At 57.4% G+C, this 20,190-nt stretch carries 14 protein-coding genes and 1 pseudogene; 14 read left to right on the top strand and 1 reads right to left on the bottom strand.

The window, feature by feature from the left end; translation table 11 throughout:
* Positions 1 to 28 precede the first annotated feature (28 nt).
* The 3 genes from rnc to era are packed head-to-tail and all read left to right on the top strand — an operon-like array spanning position 29 to position 2,809.
* On the top strand, positions 29 to 766 hold the full coding sequence (gene rnc / locus MWC30_RS17965; RefSeq protein ID WP_244085585.1) for a ribonuclease III: 738 nt from the start codon (positions 29 to 31) through the stop codon (positions 764 to 766).
* Complete coding sequence (locus tag MWC30_RS17960) at positions 763 to 1,854, top strand: elongator complex protein 3 (protein WP_244085584.1); 1,092 nt, start codon at positions 763 to 765, stop codon at positions 1,852 to 1,854. Before rnc ends, MWC30_RS17960 begins: the two co-directional genes overlap by 4 nt.
* A 34-nt stretch (positions 1,855 to 1,888) precedes the next feature.
* Positions 1,889 to 2,809 (top strand): GTPase Era, encoded by a 921-nt coding sequence (era, locus tag MWC30_RS17955; RefSeq protein WP_244085583.1) that lies wholly within the window; start codon positions 1,889 to 1,891, stop codon positions 2,807 to 2,809.
* 129 nt (positions 2,810 to 2,938) lie between these two features.
* Here the strand turns inward: era and MWC30_RS17950 are convergent, their stop codons facing one another.
* Complete coding sequence (locus tag MWC30_RS17950; protein WP_244085582.1) at positions 2,939 to 3,670, bottom strand: 1-acyl-sn-glycerol-3-phosphate acyltransferase; 732 nt, start codon at positions 3,668 to 3,670, stop codon at positions 2,939 to 2,941.
* A gap of 610 nt (positions 3,671 to 4,280) precedes the next feature.
* On the opposite strand from MWC30_RS17950, the gene fbaA reads away from it, so the two are divergent.
* The 11 genes and pseudogenes from fbaA (at position 4,281) to MWC30_RS17890 (ending at position 20,186) form a co-directional block, all read left to right on the top strand.
* Positions 4,281 to 5,318 (top strand): class II fructose-bisphosphate aldolase, encoded by a 1,038-nt coding sequence (fbaA, locus tag MWC30_RS17945; RefSeq protein ID WP_244085581.1) that lies wholly within the window; start codon positions 4,281 to 4,283, stop codon positions 5,316 to 5,318.
* 19 nt (positions 5,319 to 5,337) lie between these two features.
* Positions 5,338 to 7,836, top strand: a complete 2,499-nt coding sequence (locus tag MWC30_RS17940) for a glycogen/starch/alpha-glucan phosphorylase (RefSeq protein WP_244085580.1) — start codon at positions 5,338 to 5,340, stop codon at positions 7,834 to 7,836.
* A 102-nt stretch (positions 7,837 to 7,938) separates the two neighbouring features.
* Positions 7,939 to 8,382 (top strand): 4Fe-4S binding protein, encoded by a 444-nt coding sequence (locus MWC30_RS17935; protein WP_244085579.1) that lies wholly within the window; start codon positions 7,939 to 7,941, stop codon positions 8,380 to 8,382.
* On the top strand, positions 8,379 to 10,136 hold the full coding sequence (locus MWC30_RS17930; RefSeq protein ID WP_244085578.1) for an aldehyde ferredoxin oxidoreductase N-terminal domain-containing protein: 1,758 nt from the start codon (positions 8,379 to 8,381) through the stop codon (positions 10,134 to 10,136). The genes MWC30_RS17935 and MWC30_RS17930 overlap by 4 nt, the downstream gene beginning before the upstream one ends.
* A 13-nt stretch (positions 10,137 to 10,149) precedes the next feature.
* On the top strand, positions 10,150 to 11,064 hold the full coding sequence (locus MWC30_RS17925) for a DUF1269 domain-containing protein (protein WP_244085577.1): 915 nt from the start codon (positions 10,150 to 10,152) through the stop codon (positions 11,062 to 11,064).
* A 37-nt stretch (positions 11,065 to 11,101) separates the two neighbouring features.
* Positions 11,102 to 13,489: a mechanosensitive ion channel family protein gene (locus MWC30_RS17920; RefSeq protein ID WP_244085576.1), complete on the top strand. Its 2,388-nt coding sequence runs from the start codon at positions 11,102 to 11,104 to the stop codon at positions 13,487 to 13,489.
* Between the two features lie 424 nt (positions 13,490 to 13,913).
* Complete coding sequence (locus MWC30_RS17915; protein WP_244085575.1) at positions 13,914 to 14,399, top strand: hypothetical protein; 486 nt, start codon at positions 13,914 to 13,916, stop codon at positions 14,397 to 14,399.
* A gap of 64 nt (positions 14,400 to 14,463) precedes the next feature.
* Entirely contained in the window at positions 14,464 to 15,030 is a 567-nt protein-coding gene (locus MWC30_RS17910) for a lipid-binding SYLF domain-containing protein (protein ID WP_244085574.1), read from the top strand.
* A 280-nt stretch (positions 15,031 to 15,310) separates the two neighbouring features.
* Positions 15,311 to 17,459: pseudogene (locus tag MWC30_RS23095) on the top strand (hypothetical protein); the annotation flags it as partial.
* Positions 17,460 to 17,620: 161 nt separating this feature from the next.
* Positions 17,621 to 18,691 (top strand): AI-2E family transporter YdiK, encoded by a 1,071-nt coding sequence (gene ydiK, locus MWC30_RS17895; protein ID WP_244085572.1) that lies wholly within the window; start codon positions 17,621 to 17,623, stop codon positions 18,689 to 18,691.
* Positions 18,692 to 18,713: 22 nt separating this feature from the next.
* Positions 18,714 to 20,186, top strand: coding sequence for an alpha-amylase family glycosyl hydrolase (locus MWC30_RS17890; protein WP_244085571.1), 1,473 nt, complete (start codon positions 18,714 to 18,716; stop codon positions 20,184 to 20,186).
* Positions 20,187 to 20,190: the final 4 nt, after the last annotated feature.

Raw genomic sequence — 20,190 nt, 5'->3', positions numbered from 1 at the left:
CATGCCTTTGTGTTTAAGGTAGCAAAAAGTGCTGAATCAGGCAAATGATCTTGAAGACTTGCAGGATGCTCTGGGATACCGGTTCGAAAATGTCGATCTTTTGCGGCAGGCGCTGGTGCACCGGTCCTACGTGCATGAAAATGTCCATCTGCTGCTCTCGGACAATGAAACCCTCGAATTTCTGGGAGATTCCGTATTGAGCCTGACCGTGAGCCACCTCCTCCTGCTGCAGTTTCCCGATTACAAAGAGGGGGATCTTTCCCGCATGCGATCGGCCATCGTCAATGAACGGGAACTGGCTGCCATCGCTCAGCAGCTGGACCTGGGCGGGCATCTGCTCCTGGGCAGGGGCGAGGATCTGACGGGAGGACGGCAGAAGCCCTCCCTGCTCGCCGACAGCCTGGAAGCTCTCTTGGCGGCCATTTACCTGGATAAGGGTCTGTCGGCCGTCATGGGGGTGGTGAAGCGGCTCTTTGGAGCCTACCTGAATCTCGAGCCCGAGGAGCACCCCCTCAAAGCGCTGGACAAGGACTATAAAACGCAGCTTCAGGAAATCACTCAAGCCCGCTTCAAACTGACTCCCACCTATTTCCTGGAAGATGAAGAGGGGCCCGATCATCTCAAAACCTTTTACATGAGCGTGGCCCTCGATGACAAAATTCTGGCTCGGGGCTCGGGCAGGAGCAAGAAGGAGGCTCAGCAGGAAGCTGCGAAAAAGGCTTTGGACATCATCGAGCAGGGTCCGGGAATTGCTGACGCGTCATGAATTCCAAAAGGAAAATTTACCCTGTTTTTCTTCCTCACGCAGGGTGCCCCTTTCAGTGCGTCTATTGCAATCAGCATGCTGTCACCGCCTCGTTTTCCGGACAAAAGCCGCAACCCGAAGACCTGGCGGCTTGTTTCGATTCCACATTTACACCCCTGCTCGATCAGGCTTTGGCCGGCGCGGCCCCGGGTGAAATTGCCTTCTACGGAGGCACTTTCACCGCTTTGCCGGTGCCGACACTCAAAGCCCTGCTGGAACGGGTTTCCCCCTGGGTGAAGGAGGGGGTGTTCACGGGAATCCGCTTCTCCACCCGCCCCGACTGCATGAGTCGGGAGGTGTGTGCGCTTCTGGAGGACTATCCCGTGCGCACGGTGGAACTGGGGGTTCAGAGCCTTTCCCATGAGGTGCTGCGGGAGAGTCGGCGCGGGTATGGGGTGGAAGTGGTGGAGCGGGCGGCTGCCTTGGTGCACGACCACGGTTGGCAGCTCGGGGTCCAGTTGATGCTCGGCCTGCCGGGAGATTCCCGGGAGCGGTTTCTCGCTTCCGTTGGAAAAGCGTTGGAGCTCCGACCGCACATGATGCGCCTCTATCCCACCCTCGTCCTGGAAGGGACGCTCCTGGCCGAATGGCACCGCGCCGGGAAATTCCGCCCTCTGACCCTGGATGAAGCCGTGGAATGGTGCGCTTCGGCGTACGATATTCTCCTGAACGCCCGCATTCCCATTGCCCGCATGGGGCTGCACGGGGATCCCGAGCTGGAAAAACCGGGGCGCATCCTGGCCGGTCCCTACCATCCCGCTTTCGGTTACCTGGTTCGAGTCCGCCGCTGGAGAGAGTCGATCGACCGGGTCCTGGAGGGGGAGGGGGAACCAAGGCATGCCGGTGTTCTCCTCCTGGATGTACCGAAGGATCAGTTGAGCGAGGTCATCGGGCCCCGACAGAGCAATCTGCACCATTGGCGGGAAAAGTATGGGCTGGCTCGGGTACAGGTGAACGGAAGCCCCTCGATCTCTGCAAACGGTTTCCAGTGCCGGTGGGTGAATCGAGATTCCAATTCTTGCGGGCGTGCAGCAAGGAACCCTTTATGATGCGTAACATCTCAGATGAGAGGACAGGAACCGTATGACTCCGAACGGATCGGCCAAACCCTTCAGATCCGGGTATGTCGGCCTCGTGGGTGCCCCCAATGTGGGGAAATCGACCCTTTTGAACCAACTGCTGCAGGAGAAGATCTCCATCACCGCTCCCAAGCCGCAAACGACACGCAATCGCATCATGGGGATCCTCACGACGGAGGACTTCCAGGTGATCTTCGTGGATACGCCGGGCATACACCGGGCGAGGGACCAATTCAACAAAATCCTTGTGGATACGGCCCTTTCCACCCTGAGCGAAGTCGATGTCATCTACTTTCTGGTAGAAGCGCCCGACGCGGATCGCGAAATCAATTCGTTTATTCTGGAGAATCTGGCCAGGGTCAACACCCCCGTTTTTCTGGTGATCAACAAAATCGACCTTCTCCCCAACAAACAGGCTTTGCTTCCTCTCATGGCACGATTCCAGAGTCTGCACGCCTTTCAGGCCTTCATTCCCATTTCAGCCCTCACCGGCGATGGAGTGCAGACGCTCCTGGACGAGACCATCGGCCTGCTTCCTGAAGGCCCCCGATACTATCCCGAAGACTACCTCACGGATCAGCCCGAACGCTTCCTGGTGGCTGAATTGATCCGGGAAAAGGTCTTTCATCTGCTGCGGGAGGAAATTCCTTACGCCGTCGCGGTGGTGGTGGACACCTTCACGGAGGTTCCCGAACGAAACCGCATCGACATCGAAGCCACGATCCATGTGGAAAAGGATTCGCAGAAAGCGATCCTCATCGGCAAGAAGGGGCAGATGTTGAAAGAAATCGGAAAGCAGGCGCGCACCGACATTGAAGCCCTTTTGGGGTCCCACGTGTTTTTAGGGCTTTTTGTGCGGGTCCAGAAGAATTGGCGCAAAGACATGAGAATGCTCTCGGAATTTGGTTACCGCTCGGAAGGCTGAGGTGCCGGGGGTAGGGTGCGAGCTCCCGCGCCGAAACGTGAGGCGCATGGGGTAGGGTGCATTTCATGCACCATCGGTACTGAAAAAATGCTTGTGTCCACAAGGGTGCGTAGAACGCACCCTACACTTTTAATGGGGCAGGGCGGCCAGTTCCCTGATCTGATGTTCCACCTCTTCCATCAGCGCACCGATATTTTTCTTGGAATACTGCGTCGTTTCCACCGGACGTCCCACGTGCAACTCCGCGTGACAGCCCGTGCGGAATTGGGCGGTTTTGGCAGGCAGGACGTCGTACGCTCCGCGAATTCCCACGGGAATGATGGTCGCGCGGGTTTGGATGGCCAGCATGAATCCCCCCTTTTTGAACGGCCCCAAACTGCCTGTCCGGGACCGCGTTCCTTCGGGAGCCACCCACAGGATGATCCCGCTTTCCATCTTTTTTCGGGCCTCCTGCAGGTCCCGAAAGGCTTGGCGGCGATTGTCGCGGTCGATGGAAATGAATTCGCCCGCGGCCATCCCTTTTCCCCATATGGGCACCTGGAAGAGCTCCTTCTTGGTGAGCATGCGGATGCTTCCGGGCAGCGCGGCAAAGGTCAGGGGGATGTCGTAGAGGCTGCTGTGATTGCTCATGAGAATGTAGGGACGTCCCGGCTCGAACCGCACATCGTGCGGGTTGTAGAGGTCGTAGGAGAGCCTGGCGAACTGGAGGATTTTGCGGGCCCACCAGCGCAGGATCTGATCGCAGTAGTCGCGCCGATAAATGCCTCGATAGGACTTGTAGATGATGATGATGGAAATCCAAAAGGTCACAAGAACATTTTTGATGATGATGAGAAGCGCCTGAAATCGAGTGGCCAGCATGATTTTTCCTCCATAGTGCATCGAGGGGACTGCCTTTTCCCGCGGTGCCGACCCGTTACCGTCAATGTTGCTTCTCTGAGCTCTCCACAGGCAAAGGCTGGAACATAGAACCTCACGAAGACCTGTACTTTAGTACCTGAACACATGTTTTCGAACACTCCCACGTCATTCCGGCAGTCTCTAAGCCGGAATCCGGGCCGGCGCAAAAACTGGATTCCGGCTAGAAACATGCCGGAATGACGCAGAGGTATGAGGGCTATCCAAAATGTTCAAAAACTTGTGTATGGGTACTTAGTCTCTTGCCGTCCGTTTGTCAAACAAGACCGGGCAGTCAGGCGGGACCACCCCTTTCGGATTCCCGCCTGGAGCTCGTGATGATGGAGGATGGACAAACAGGGTGGAGAGTGATTTCCCGCCAGCCACTCCTGGCTCATGAACAGCATTTTAATGGATTCCCCGGAAGCATTAATAATATTGGACCAAAGTCCAATATTAATGAACACATGGTTCACTTATAAGATCAAAAAGGTCCAGGGAGTGATCCATTTCGAGTCTATCGGTGCCAAAACAAACTGGATGCAAATGCTTTTCCCAAAAATGAGGAGGCCTTATGCCGGTCGCTGATTATGCAACCTACTGCAAAATGCTTGACAGAGCCAGAGCGAATCGTTTCGCCTATCCCGCCATCAATGTCAGCTCTCTCACGACTGCCAACGCTGTTTTGAAGGGATTGGCCGAGACTCGGAGCGATGGAATCATCCAGGTTTCGACGGGTGGTGCGGCCTTCGCCTCCGGTTCCTCGGTGAAGGACATGGTTTTGGGGGCCATATCCATTGCGGAGCACGTCCACAGGGCAGCCGACCGTTACAATATTTACGTCGCGCTCCACACGGATCATTGCCAGGCTCAGGTACTGGACGGTTTCCTCATCCCTCTGGTGGAAGAAACGGAGCGGCGCCGGAAAGCCGGCCTTCCCAACCTGTTCAACAGCCACATGTTTGACGGAAGTGCCCTGCCTCTCAAAGAAAATCTCGATATTGCCGTGCCCCTCCTGGAACGTTGCCACCGGAGCCAATTGATCCTCGAGGTCGAAGCCGGGGTGGTGGGAGGTGAAGAAGATGGAATCAAAGCCGAAGGCGCGCCCGCCGAAAAGCTTTACACCACTCCCGAGGACATGCTGGAAGTCGCTCGCCGCCTGGGAGCCGTCCGGGGAGCACGCTTTCTCCTGGCCGCCACTTTCGGGAACGTCCATGGAGTTTACAAGCCCGGGCATGTGAAGCTCAAACCCTCCATACTGAGAGATGGACAGGATGCCGTGGAGAAGGAGTACGGCAGGGATGCCCGGTTCGACCTGGTATTCCATGGCGGCTCAGGCTCTCTACCGGAAGAGATTCATGAGGCCATCGACTACGGCGTCGTCAAAATGAACATCGACACGGACACCCAGTACGCCTTCACGCGGGCCATCGCGGACCACATGTTCAAAAACTACGACGGAGTCCTCAAAGTCGACGGCGAAGTGGGGAACAAGAAGCAATATGATCCTCGAGCCTACCTGGCGTTGGCCGAAGCCTCCATGGCGGAACGGGTCAAAGCGGCAGTGGCTGCTCTTCGGGGCGGCAACACCAGCCTTCTGGCTGCGCAATAGCTTTTGGGGGAGCAGGAAAATGGAGAAAAAAGTCAAATCAGTGCCGTCGCTTGCGGATGCTCACCTGGGCAGCCGTTCGGACATGAGCCTCGAAGGGTTGCGACGCACCTTCCGTGAGCACGTTTTCTACACCCAGGGGCGGCTGCCGGTGGTCGCCACGACAAATGATCTTTATATGGCGCTCTCCTTTACCGTGAGGGATCAGCTCCTGCACCGCTGGATCAAAACCGTCGAGCAAATGGGGCGAGAAAACCTCAAAGTGGTGAGCTATCTCTCGGCCGAATTCCTCCTGGGGCCCCACCTGGAAAACAACATGATCAACCTGGGTATCTACGATGAAGTCCGAAGGACTGCCGAGGATGCCGGCCAGGACATTCAGGCCCTTTTCGACCAGGAAGAAGAGCCGGGGTTGGGCAATGGAGGGCTGGGAAGGCTCGCCGCCTGCTATCTCGATTCTCTGGCAACCCTCGAGATACCCGCTATCGGATACGGGATACGCTACGAATTCGGCATTTTCGATCAGGAAATCCGGGACGGCTGGCAGGTGGAGCGCACGGACCAATGGCTCCGGCTGGGCAATCCCTGGGAGATCCGCCGGCCCGAAATCACCTGCGATGTCGGTTTTGGGGGACGCACGGAATCCTACCAGGACGATCAGGGGCGTTTCCGGGTCCGATGGATTCCCCACCGGACCGTGAAGGGGGTCGCATACGACACACCCATCCTGGGATACCGAGTGAACACCTGCAATCTGCTCCGGCTCTGGAAGGCCGAAGCTGTTGAATCCTTTGAGTTCGAGGCCTTCAATGTGGGGGACTACTACGGGGCGGTGGACCAGAAGATCACCTCGGAAAACATCACCAAGGTGCTCTATCCCAACGATGAGCCCGTTCAGGGCAAGGCGCTTCGCCTTGAACAGCAGTACTTCTTCGTTTCGTGTTCCCTCCAGGATATGCTGCGCATCTATAAATTGTTCGGAGGTGACCTGAAGCAGTTTGCCGGCCACTTCGCCATCCAGCTCAACGACACCCATCCCGCCATAGGCGTTGCCGAGCTCATGCGCCTGCTCCTCGACGAAAATGGGATGGACTGGGATACGGCCTGGGACGTCACTCGGAATACGTTCGGCTATACCAATCACACCCTTTTGCCGGAGGCCCTCGAAAAGTGGCCCGTTGCTTTGTTTGCCGGTCTGTTCCCCAGGCACATGGAAATCATCTACGAGATCAACCGTCGCTTTCTGGATGAGGTGAGAAATCGATTCCCAGGGGATGAAGGGCGGGTGGCCCGGATGTCGCTCATTGACGAAAGCGGCGAGCGCTACGTGCGCATGGCACACCTGGCCTGTGCCGGCAGTCGTGCCGTCAACGGCGTGGCTGAGCTACACACCCGACTGCTGCAAGAAGATGTTCTGCGCGACTTTCATGACATGATGCCGGAAAAGTTCAGCAACAAGACCAATGGGGTCACGCCGCGCCGCTTCATGGTCTTGAGCAACCCCGGCCTGAGTCGGCTCATCACGTCAAAAATCGGCGAAGCGTGGGTCAGCCGTCCTGAAGAACTGAGGCGGCTCGAGCAGTTTGTCGACGACGGCGATTTTCGAGAAGCCTGGCGCCGGGTGAAGCATGAAAATAAGCAAAATCTCGCCAGGCTGATCCATGCCCGCACCGGGATTGAAGTGGACCCATCTTCCATGTTCGACATACAGGTCAAGCGAATCCATGAATACAAACGGCAGCACCTCAACGTGCTCCACATCATCGCCCTGTACAATCGCCTCAAACAGGACCCGGCCTGTGATCTATGCCCCAGGACCTTCATCTTCGGAGGGAAAGCCGCACCCGGTTATTTCATGGCCAAGCGCATCATCAAACTGATCAACTCTGTGGCGGAGGTGGTCAACAACGATCCCGATGTGAGCCGGAAACTGAAGGTGGTCTTCTTCCCCGACTTCAACGTCAAGAATACCAAATTCGTCTATCCCGCCGCCGACCTGTCGGAACAGATCTCCACGGCGGGCAAGGAAGCTTCCGGAACGGGCAACATGAAGTTTTCCATGAACGGTGCGCTGACCGTCGGAACCCTGGATGGGGCCAATGTCGAGATCAGGGAGGAAGTGGGTGCGGAGAACTTCTTCCTTTTCGGTTTGACGGCCGAGGAAGTGGATTCTCTGCAAAGAAACGGCTACCAGCCCATGGAGTTTTACCGGGACAACCCGGTGCTCCAGGGTGTGATCGAGCGCCTGACGTCGGGCCATTTTTCATGGGGTGACCAGGAGCTTTTCAAGCCTCTCATCGATTCACTCTTATACCACGACACGTTCATGTTGTTCGCCGATTTTGGGGCTTATGTGAACGCCCAACAGCAGGTCGACGCGGCGTACCGAGACCCCGAGCGCTGGACGCGCATGTCCATTCTCAACGTCTCCCGCATGGGCAAGTTCTCTTCCGACCGGGCCATTCGTGAATATTGCCGGGATATTTGGAATGTCAAGCCGGTCCGCGTTGAGTTGGATTGATCTCTTCCGCAATTCAGGCAAGGAAGGATCGACAAATCATGAAGTTCTCGAATCGGGCCGGCCGTCCGTGGAAACCTCGGATGGACTTTAAAGGAGGCTCCTATGAAAATCCTCACGGCCCCTCGAATGGAGCGGTGCATCGGGTGCCATTCCTGTTCTCTGGCATGTGCCCGCCTGGTGCACAAAAACCTCTCGTGGGATACGGCCGGAATTCGAATCTCCTCATCGGGTGGGCTCTCGACGGGGTTCGAAGCCAGGACCTGCCTTGCCTGCCAGCCGGCACCCTGTGCGTCGGCCTGTCCTACCGGGGCCTATTCACAGCGCAAGGGCGGGGGGGTGGTGGTGAAGAAAAGCCTCTGCATACGCTGTGGCGAGTGTGCCCGGGCCTGCCCAGTCGATGCCATTTACCTCGACCCGGCGAGCGAACCGTACGTGTGCATCCATTGCGGACGCTGTGTTGCCTTCTGCCCGCATGACTGCCTCGAGCTCAGGGAGGTCGGGGCAGAAAGTGGGGCTGCCGGCGAAGTGCGGGAGGGTGCATCATGATCAGGGATCACTTCAGGATACTTTCGGTCGATCTGGCGGCAGGACGGGGCGTGATCGAAAACCTGCAGGGCAGGGACACTGTCGCCGGGGGAAGCGGGCTTGCGGCCATGCTTTTCGAAAAGTACGGCCGCCCCGGGCAACCCTGGGATGACCCGGAGCAGCCGCTCATCTTTGCCATCGGCCCGCTGACGGGGTACTTTCCCCTCATGAGCAAGACCGTGTGTGCCTTCAAGTCGCCTTATCACGACCAGTATGCCGAAAGCCATGGTGGGGGGCGTTCGGCCCTTTCCCTGCGATTTGCGGATTTCGACGGACTCGTCATTCGGGGGAAAGCGCCCACGCCATCCTGTTTGTCCATCGGGTCCAGGCACCTGGATCTCAAGGATGTGCATTACCTGTGGGGGATGGATCTTCTGAAGACGGGCAAGATGCTCCGTCGCATGTACAAGGGGTCCGGTCACCGGAGCATCCTGCGCATCGGGCCTGCGGGGGAGAATCTCTCCGCCATGGCCTGCATCAATGTGGACACGTACCGCCATTTCGGGAGGCTCGGGTGCGGAGCGGTCATGGGGGCCAAGAACCTCAAGGGTATCGTCATCATGGGCGATGGCACGTTTCCCCTTCCCGAGGGAAAGGACTATCCCAGGCTATTTGCCGAGGTTCACCGCAAAATGACGGACACCGACATGATGGAGAAATACCACAATGTCGGCACGCCCATCAACATGGCGGTCTTGAACGGGATCCGCGCTCTCCCCATCCGAAATCTCCAGAAGACGACCGACCCGGCTATGGAGGGGATTTCGGGCGAAACTTTTGCCAGGGACACTCTGCTGCGCAATGCCGCCTGTGCGGGCTGCCCCGTCGGCTGTATCCATATTGGATTTGTCCGGGAGAGGTTCATGGAGGAGAACCGTTACCTCTACCGGCAGGTTTCCTATGACCATGAGCCCATCTTTGCGGCCGGCGCAATGCTCCAGGTGACCGATGCCTTCTCCGTCCTGTCGCTCCTCGATGCCGTCGAACGGGAGGGACTCGACGTCATGTCCGCGGGCGTTGCCCTGGCATGGGCTACGGAAGCCCTCGAAAAGGGGGTCCTTTCTACCCGCGAGACCCTCCTTCCTTTCCAGTTTGGCGACGCCAAAGCCTACATTGAAGCAGTCCATCACCTGGGGGCGGCCTCCAACGATTTCTACCGGCTTTTGGCTCAGGGAACTTCCAGGGCCGCCGGGCACTACGGCGGAGGGGATTTTGCCTGTGTTCTCGGGCAGGAGATGGCAGGCTATGCCACCGGCGAGGTGTTCTTCATTTCCCAGGCACTCGGCTTTCGGCACTCTCACCTGGATGCGGGCGGCTATTCCTACGACCAGAAAAGCAAGGAGCCGGACGTTGACGGGGCGGTGAAGTTCCTGGTGCAAGACGAGCGTGCCAGGGTTTTGCTGACTTCCATGGTGAGCTGTCTCTTCGCGCGGGGAGTGTATGGGGAAGAGATCCTGTCGGATTGCCTCCGGTCGGTGGGGTACACAAACCTCGCGGAAGGGATTGGCCGCGTTGCCGGCACCATTCAAAAGCTGCGGTGGAGAGCACGCCTGGCGACGGGCTTCGATCCCTGCGCAGTGTCCATTCCTCAACGGTTTCTGGAAATTGAAACTTGGAAGGGAAAGCTGGACGAAGCCTACCTGGCGGCGCTCAAAACGGCCTATGGGGCGGCGATCCTGGGTATTGCAGGCGGTGAGGGGGAATCGGATCACTAGAAAGGATGGCGCGATGGGACAGTTTGCTGCGTATGCCCTGGAGAGTCTTGGTGTCAGGCTGCCTGAATATTATGCTGGCTTTATGGAGACCCATGGGAAAAAGCTGTCTGAGGATCCCCTCCACAAGGAGAGCTGGATCGGAAGACTCGGGTCTCCGGATTTTGTCGTGGGAACCACGCTGGCTTTCCGATCGAGCTTGCCCGCTCTCCGTACAGAGTATGTGGTGATTGGCTATGTGGGCATCAAGACCATCATTGTCAACAAAATGTATGAGGAATTTGACGAATACCTGGTGCTGGATACGAGGGATGGAAGCCTCCACGGTGTGGATTCCCTCGGCGGCCGGAGAAAAATCGCGGACGGTTTTGAAGAGTGGATCACGCCGGATCTTTTGAGAGCGACGCTCCGGGACAAATACGCCAGCAATCTGAGTGTCGTCGTCTTCGACACTGAGAAGAAGGCTGAAGAAGCGCGTCTCAAGCTCCTGAAGCTCCAGAGCGAGGGTTTCGTGGAACTGGAGGACGTCGTGGTGGTGGTGAAGGAGAAGGATGAGACCGTCCGATACCACCAGATGCACAAGATGGCCCGGAAGGGAGGGCTGGTTGGGAGTCTCACGGGGTTGATCGTTGGGAGCATTTTTTTCAGCCCTCTCGCCGGGGCGCTCTTTGGAGCGGTTACAGGGGCCGTGTCGGCGTCTCTTACCGACGTGGGCATTGACGACCATTTCATGCGGGATCTGGCTCAGAAGTTCAAGCCGGGCTGCTCTGCACTGTTCACTTTGGTGCGGAAGGCGGACCCCGGCCCTGTGGGAGAGGCCTTTTTGGGCTTCGGCGGCAAGGTCCTTGTGAACTCGGTGAGCAAGGAGCGAGAGGGGCTCCTGCAGCAATTCCTTGATGCAGCCGTTGACAGGGGCGAAGGGGATGGATAGGACATGGGCCTTTACAGATGGAGAGAGGAGAGGAAGCATGACCTCCCTGCAGGGTGCCAGGACCGCGAGCATCGTACTACTCGCCATTTTTCTTTTGAGCTCCACGACAGGGTGGTGTCAGAGTCTTGGAAAGGTCAAGCAAAAGTCTCCACCCAAGGAAGACAAGATCCCCGAGAATCTCTCCCCGGAACAGGTCGACAGTTACCTGGCCGGCCTTACCGATGCGCAGGCGAGAAAGCTGCTTGCTGCGGAGCTCAAGGGAAAGGCCGCTGCCAAAAGCGTTGATGAAGGGAAAAGTCGTGTCTTGGAGAGAGAATCTCTTGTAGTCGCTGGCTTTTATAAAGCGAGGAACGCCTTGGTGGCGATTTCCGATCAAATCGCCGGCATTCTCTCCGAAGCTCACACGGCGGCTGAGACGGATGTGTGGGAGAACCTGGTCGGAGACAGAGGTATCCCGGCATTTCTGAAGGCTATGGTTTTGCTGGGCGTCATCATTCTCATGGGCTGGGCGGCGGAATATCTCTTCCTGCGAAAGACGGAAAAGATTCGGAGCCGGTTGTTGGCCGAAATCCCGCACGAGGGATGGGAACGGGTGGGAGTCTTCTTTTCAAGGCTCATCTTTGAGACCGTTGGGCTCGGCGTTTACGTATTGGTTACTTTTCTAACCTATTTCATCCTCTACGGTCAGAGCCAAAAAGTGTTCCTTGTCTCCAGCGCTGTCATTTTGAGCTACTATTTTCGGGTCGTTATGCTGGCGGCTCGAATCATGGCCTCTCCCAAGGTCCCTGAGCTGCGGCTGTTGTTCATATCCGATTCCGATGCCCGGTTTCTTTACAATTGGATCCTTTGGATAAGCGCCTCTGTCGTGCCGACATCCATTCTGGCCTTTGCCCTGAAGAAGGCTGGAGCCGACCGTGACTTGTTCCTGTTTGTCTATTCCCTCGCCGGGCCCCTTGTGAGCATCCTTCTCTCCGTGATGATCTGGCAGGCGCGGCGTCGCGTGGCAGGCGTGATTTGTCCGTCTGGAGAGCCGGGCTCCATTCCCGAGCAGTCGCTCGGTCGCAAATTTGCGGACTATTGGCATTATCCTGCGATTCTGTTCACACTCGCCATTGGCGCCTATTGGTGGGCAAGAGTGCTCGTGTATGCCGACGTGCCGATTGTCTGGCTCATCTTGAGTCTTTTCCTCATTCCCTTCTGCATCGGCCTGGATCAGTGGTTCCAGCACTTTCTCCCACATCTGAAGGGAAAGACCCGGGAGGTGATCGACTTTGGAATGCCGGAGGAAGAAGGGGAGGCAGCACTGGAGAAACCTCCGGGCACAGCCCTGCAGAGGCATCATAAAACATCAGGGAAGGACATCACCATTTACTTCCCTCTGATTCAGAGAATTTTTCGCCTCGTGCTCCTGTTTTTCCTCTTCTTTGCAGGCCTGGGGCTCTGGGGCATCGAGATGGATGTCGGCTGGATATTCGCCAGAAGCGTGCTCGGCGCCATCATCGCCCTCGGTCTGGGGTTGATTGTCTGGGAAGTCGTGAAGACCCGCATCGATCAGAAGATCAGGGAGGAAACGCCCCTTGAAAGCGGCGAATTTGAAGAGGGCGGATCAGGCGGGTCGCGCAGCGGAACACTTCTCCTGCTGCTCCGCAAGTTCATCATGGCCGTCCTCTTTGTCGTCATCGGCTTCAGTATTCTCGCTTCCCTGGGTGTGAACATCGCGCCTCTCCTTGCCGGCGCCGGCGTCGTAGGCCTTGCCATCGGCTTTGGGTCGCAATCGCTGGTGAAGGACATCATTGCCGGAATCTTTTTCCTCATCGACGATGCCTTTCGAGTGGGAGATTACATCGAGGCGGGTACGGCCAAGGGTACCGTGGAGCATATTTCCCTGCGTTCTCTCAGGCTTCGGCACCCCCGGGGGCAGATCTTCGTGATCCCCTTCGGTGACCTCAAGATGATGCAGAACTTTACCCGCGACTACATCATAGAAAAGCTCGATATTCGCGTCCGGTTCGACACAGACCCCGATGTGATCCGAAAAATCGTCAAGAAGATCAACAAAGAGATGATGAAGGAAGAGGAGTTTTCAAAAGTCCTGCTGAGCGACATCAAGTCGGTGGGGGTGCGGGCCATGGATGACTCGGCCATGATCATGCGGGTGAAGTTCAGATGCATCCCCGGGGAGCAATTCATTCTCCGCCGCGAGGTTTTTCACCGGATTCAGAGGGCCTTCAAGGAAAAGGGAATTGAATTCGCCGCTCGAAACGTGACCGTCTACCTGCCGCCGCAGCCTGCATCCCCAGCAGGTACTGAGTCCCCTGAGGCGCAAAAGGCGCGTCTCGATGCTGCCGGCGCGGCGGCTGCGGCGGCCATCGCCCAGGCAGAGGCCGAGGCATTGGCGAAAATGGGCGAAAAGAAATCCGAGTAGGAGTGGGCTTCGAGGCGGGCTTCCCCTTATTGGGACTCCTTCCTCCGGCAATGCTCATGCTGATCACTTAACCAACTTTCGTCATTCTCGCGAAGGCTGGAATCCGGGAAGATAACTACTTTATCGAAACCCTCTCATTTGGAGAATGCGATATGCGGCAAATCCGAGTATAAGAGGCTGTCTAAAAATTCGTTTCCTCGTCATTCCGGCAGTCTTTTAGCCGGATCCACCCCGGCGAAAAACCTGGATTCCGGGCTTAAGACCGCCGGAATGACGAAACAAGGCGCATGCTCAGAGTGATTCACTCATTTATTAGACAGCCTCTAAACGAGATGGATATTCTACTGCGCTGTCGGAAGCCGGCAGGAGTCATTGGGCACCTGCCTTTGGGGTCACAATGTAAAGAAATGGAAAGGGGCTAAAGATGAAAGAAGTAAGCAAGAGGGTTTTGGTGGCAGTCTTCGCGGCAGGACTCATCGCTCTTGGCGTGATACCTGCTCTTGCCCAGGACAAGCCGACGGAAAACATGCAGGTGCTGATCGACAAGGTCAAGGCCGACAAAAAGATGCTGGTCGCCGCGAACATGGATTTGACCGATTCCGAGGCCAAGAAATTCTGGCCTGTTTACGAAGCATATCAGAAAGAGCTGTTCCTGCTTCGCGCGCGTACGGGCAAATTGATCAAAGATTATGGGGAAGCCTACAAGGATATGAGCAACGAGACAGCTAAACGGTTGCTCGATGAGCTCCTGACCATAGAGTCTCTGGGGCTGAAGCTTCGACAGCACTATCTGCCGAAGTTCCGTCAAGTCCTTCCCGAAAAGAAGGTGGCCCGCTACTTCCAGATCGAGAACAAGATCCAGGCTGCGTTGTACTATGACCTTGCATTGGAAATCCCACTTGTTCAGTGAGAGAGAAGAAGCGGAGAAGTGAGTGTAGAGCTACGATAGACTCCAAGAATAGAAAGGACATAATATGAACATACATAAATGTTGTTGTTTGTGGGTGGTTTTCATCCTACTCGGACTGACGGCAGGACCCATAACAGGTGCGAGTGAGGCAACAGCAGCCAGTGCGGGTGAGATCGATCAGAGCGTCAGCGCGGCGCTGGAAAAGCTCTATGCGAAATATCCCACGGCTAAAATGCTGGCTCAAGGGGCCAAGGGTGTTCTCGTTTTTCCGAACATGGTGAAAGGCGGCTTCATCGTGGGAGGACAATACGGGGAAGGTGCTTTGCGAAAGGGTTCCAGGACCGTGGCCTACTACAACAGCATAGCGGCCTCCTATGGACTGCAGGCGGGTCTGCAGAAATACGGCTACGCTCTCTTTTTCATGACGGACGATTCTCTCGGCTATCTTGACAAGAGCGACGGGTGGGAGGTTGGGATCGGTCCATCTATTGTGGTCGTGGACGAAGGTCTGGCCAAGTCGTTGACGACCACGACGGCAAGGTCCGACATCTACGCTTTTTTCTTCGACCAAAAGGGGCTTATGGCGGGGCTGGGCCTACAGGGCAGTAAGATCACTCGGATCGATAAGTGAGCCCAGTTATACGCTGGGCGGGTGAGATCTTGATTTTTTGATGACCCCGTAGGAGCGGCTTCCAGCCCCGACGGAAACAGCCAGCTCCGGAGAGAATCGCGGCTGGAAGCCGCTCCTACAAAAGTCGAGATTTCAGTCTCTTGCAGAATAACGCATTTGACAGAACATCGGATCCTGCGAATGAATTGATGTGATGCTGCCAGAGTAAGGGAGAGGTGAGCCTTGAGTGAGCTCGAGAGGTGCGTTCCTGTTCCCGTACCACCAAACCGAGGAGGTCGTCATGAAGGATCTGGAAACAGGCGAGGAAGGGAAAAGGCTCGATGAAGCTCGAGAGAAGGGTATCCCCATGGAAGAAATGGGGCCCCTACCTGAGTGAGCGCCAGTGGGGGAACGGTGCATGAAGACTACAGCGACAACGGCGATGCCTGGAGCTATTTGAGCCACGATCAGGCCCGCTCCCGCGCCTACCGTTGGGGAGAGGACGGGCTGGGCGGGATCTGTGACGATCACCAGGTGCTCTGCTTCGCCCTGGCCCTCTGGAACGGCAGGGACCCCATCCTCAAGGAGCGGATGTTTGGGCTCACCAACAGCGAGGGGAACCACGGGGAGGATGTCAAGGAATACTACTTTTACCTCGACAGCACGCCCACGCACTCCTACATGAAGTTTCTCTACAAATACCCGCAAAATCCTTTTCCCTACTCTAATCTGGTGGAGACCAACCGCAGCCGTTCCCGGCAGGAGATGGAATACGAGCTTCTCGACACGGGGATCTTCGACGACGACCGCTACTTCGATGTGTTTGTCGAATATGCCAAGGCAGCCCCGGAGGATGTGCTGATCCGCATCACCATCTGTAATCGAGGGCCCGACTCCGCCCCCATCGACGTGCTGCCCACCTCTGGTTCCGCAACACCTGGTCCTGGCCGGACGGCGGGTCGAAGCCTGTGCTTAAGCTGCTCGAAGGTGCGAAAGACACCCTCATCCATGTCCACCACACGGATCCACTCTTCCAGGAATTCCTCCAGGATTACACCCTCGCCTGTGAAGGGACCCCGCTTCTCCTGTTCACGGAAAACGAAACAAATCACGAGCGGATCTTCGGTCAGCCCAATGCCGGCCCGTACGTGAAGGATGGAATCAACGATTACGTGGTGAACGGGAAGGTGGCGGGGGTGAACCCCGAGCAGACGGGAAGCAAGGCTTCCGCCGCATACCACCTCGAGGTGGGTGCAGGGGAAAGCGCCGTCATCCGGTTGAGACTCTCGGCGGCAACCAGCGGTTCGACGGAAAGCGCCTTCGGAAAGGCCTTCGATGACGTTTTCGCTGCCAGACTTGCTGAAGCCGACGCATTCTACCGTGCGGTGACTCCTCCTTCCACCGGGCAGGACGAGGCCAACGTCATGCGCCAGGCCCTCGCCGGGATGCTCTGGAGCAAGCAGTACTACTATTTCGATGCCGACAAATGGCTCGAAGAGCACCATGCCCACCCGCTCCACGGGGATACCCGCCAGATCCGCAACCGCGAGTGGTTCCACATGGTGAACGACCACATCATTTCCATGCCCGACAAGTGGGAATATCCCTGGTATGCGGCCTGGGACCTTGCGTTTCACACCATTGCGCTCTCCGTGGTCGATCCGGATTTTGCCAAAGATCAGCTCGATCTCATGCTCCGTGAGGTATACCTCCACCCCAGCGGCCAGATTCCCGCCTGCGAATGGAACTTCAGCGACGTGAATCCGCCGGTCCATGCCTGGGCGACGCTCTTCCTCCACCACACGGAGCAGGTCCTGTGGGGAAAGGCGGACATCGATTTCCTGAAGGGCGCCTTTGCCAAGCTCATGCTGAATTTCACCTGGTGGGTGAACCGCAAGGACCGGTTCGGCAAGAACGTGTTTGAAGGGGGTTTCCTGATGCCGGAGCTCCTCGAGAGTGTGCATCCCACGGGGCCGGGCCATCAGTGTGTGGCGGACCGGGGCATTTTTGCTCTTGTGAACCAGGATAGGCTGCGGCGGATCCTCACCCGGATGCTGGATGAAAACGAATTCCTGAGCTCTTACGGTATAAGGGCACTCTCCCGTTGCCACCTGGAACAGCCGTATGTCTTTCACGTCCATGGCGAGGAATACCGGGTTCAATACCTGCCGGCGGAATCGGACACCGGGATGTTCGGTGGGAACTCCAACTGGCGGGGCCCCATCTGGATGCCCGTCAATGCCCTCATCATCCGGGCACTCCTGCAATATTACCTCTTTTATGGCGACAACTTCAGGATCGAGTGTCCCACCGGTTCCGGAAAGATGATGAATCTTTTCGAGGTGGTCAGGGAAATCTCCGCCCGCCTCACGCGCATCTTCCTGCGGGATGAGGAAGGAAAGCGACCGGTCTACGGAGGAACGGAGAAGTTTCAGAGGGATCCCTACTGGCTCTCCGCTCGTCATGCCGGCAGTTTTTAAGCCGGCATCCAGTTTTTTTCTGTGGATTCCGGCTAAAAGACCACCGGAATGACCAATCGAGTGGTGGACACTCTAATGTGTGGAGTTGTACTTAGAGGCTGTCTAAACCTCGGTCAACGAAAGGTTTTCCCATGCCGGAAGCCCAACGCGACATTACCCGGATCTTTCTTGCAGTGCTCTTCCTCGGGGCGCTGATCGGCACTTCCATTTGGATCATCAAGCCGTTCCTGGGGGCGGCGATCTGGGCGGTGACCATCGTGACGGCGACATGGCCCCTGCTGGTCATGATCCAGCGCCGACTCTGGGGGCGGCGTTCCCTGGCCGTAGCGGTGATGACCGTCGTTCTTCTCTGCGTGTTGGTAGTGCCTCTCTGGCTGGCCATCGGCACGATTGTGTCCAATGCCGATCGGATAGCCGGCTGGGCCAAGTTCCTGTCCGAGTTTGAGGTGCCGCCACCGCCGGCGTGGGCGGGAAGGGTGCCTTTGCTCGGCTCCGACCTGATGATGGCGTGGGAGAAGGCTACCATGACAGGGATACAGGAGTTCATGAGAAAGCTGGCTCCTTACGCCGGCAGCGCTGTGCGGTGGTTCATTGCGGAGGTGGGGAGCTTCGGGAGCCTGGTCCTTCAGTTCCTGTTGACGGTGCTGTTCTCGGCAATTCTTTATTCCAAAGGTGAACTTGCTGCCTTGCGGGTCAAGCGTTTTGGACGCCGTCTGGCTGGGCCGCGAGGGGAAAATATGGTCCTGCTGAGCGGGCAGGCTGTGCGAGGAGTTGCTCTTGGAGTGGTGGTGACCGCCCTGGCTCAGTCGGTCCTTGGCGGTGTGGGCCTGGGGATTGCTCGTGTTCCTTTCACACCCATCCTCACGGCTCTCATCTTCATGGCGGCCATCGCCCAGGTCGGACCGCTCCTCGTGATGATCCCTGCGGTGGTTTGGGTCTACTGGAGCGGCAGCACAGGTTGGGGCACATTTCTTCTCATCTGGGCCTTTGTGGTCGGAACCATGGACAACTTCATGCGCCCGGTCCTGATCAAAAAAGGTGCCGATCTGCCGCTGCTGCTGATTTTCTCCGGAGTGGTGGGAGGTCTCATCGCATTCGGACTGATAGGCATTTTTGTGGGCCCCGTGGTGCTGGCAGTAGGCCACACGTTGTTGTCGGCCTGGATCGATGATGTGGTTGTCGAGGACGAACCTTCAAACTGAGGTCGAAAGGGGAGGGGGCATCATGGGAAACTGGCCAAGAAATCCGCTCATTTATGAGATCAATACCTGGGTCTGGCTTGACGAGCTGAGCCGGAGAGAAAAGAGGACTCTCACCCTTGCTTCAGTTCCCAACGCTGAGTGGGACAAGATGGTCGCTCTCGGCTTTGACGCCGTCTGGCTCATGGGCGTCTGGGAGCGCAGTCCCGAGGGGATCCGTATTTCCATGGCCAATGCCGGACTCCTGGAGGACTTCAGGCGTGCCCTTCCGGACTTTGAGGACCGGGACAATGTAGGATCCCCCTATTGTGTCAGGCGCTATGCGGTAGATCCTCACCTGGGTGGCACCGAGGCCCTGGCTGCGGCACGGAGCAGTCTTGCCGAGCGGGGTCTTCGCCTGATCCTCGATTTCGTGCCCAATCACGTGGCCCCGGATCACCCGTGGGTGGAAGAGCATCCCTCCTACTTCATCGGGGGGAGCGAGGAGGACCTGCAGGCCGATCCGGGCTCATTCCTGGCGGTTGGCGGTAAGGTCTATGCGTGCGGACGTGACCCTTATTTTCCCGCCTGGCCCGATGTGCTTCAGCTCAACGCATTTGACGAAGGACTGCGGGCAGCCGTTGTCGAGACCCTCTCCGGCATCGCTGAACAGTGCGATGGTGTTCGCTGTGACATGGCGATGCTCCTGATGAGCTCCATATTCGAAAGAACCTGGGGCCATCGTGCGGGAGCCCGGCCCGAAGTGGATTACTGGCCGGAAGTCATCGGCGCCGTCAAGGCGAAGCACCCCGGTTTCCAGTTCATCGCCGAAGCTTACTGGGACCTGGAGTGGGAGCTGCAGCAGCAGGGATGTGATTTCTGCTACGACAAGCGGCTTTACGACCGCATCGAGCACGATCCGGCCGAGAGCGTAAGGCTGCATCTGAGTGCAGACCTGGCCTACCAGCAAAAGTTGCTGCGCTTCATCGAGAACCACGACGAGCCCAGGGCTGCCGCTGTTTTCACGCCTGAAAAGCACCGCGCCGCCGCGGTGACGGCCCTGACGCTGCCGGGAGCCAGGTTGATCCATGAAGGCCAGCTGGAGGGACGTCGCGTTCATCTGCCCGTTTTTCTGGCAAGGCGTCCGGAGGAATCGCCGGACCTCGAATTGCCGGCTTTCTACAAGGAACTGCTGGATGGGCTGTGCAGGGGAAAACTGATCGATGGGACCTGGCAGCTTTGTGAGTGCACGGGATGGCCGGATAATATGACCTTTCAAAACCTTGTCAGCTGGTGCTGGAAAAACGGAGGTGCGCGGGGTCTCATCGTGGTGAATCGTTCCGGGTCGCCGGCCCAGGGGCGTGTGAGGGTCCCATGGGAGGATCTCCAAGGCGAGGTGTGGCGCTTGAAGGACGTTTTCACAGGCTCGGGCTACGAACGCGACGGAAATGAAATGTTCCGTGAGGGGCTCTATGTGGACCTTGCGGCCTGGGGATTCCATTTTTTGGAATGGTTATAAAGGA

This window comes from Desulforhabdus sp. TSK, assembly GCF_022836495.1.
Classification (GTDB): Bacteria; Desulfobacterota; Syntrophobacteria; order Syntrophobacterales; family Syntrophobacteraceae; genus Desulforhabdus.
Note: the sequence above shows the minus strand (reverse complement) of the source record. Positions and strands in the feature narration are given on the sequence as shown.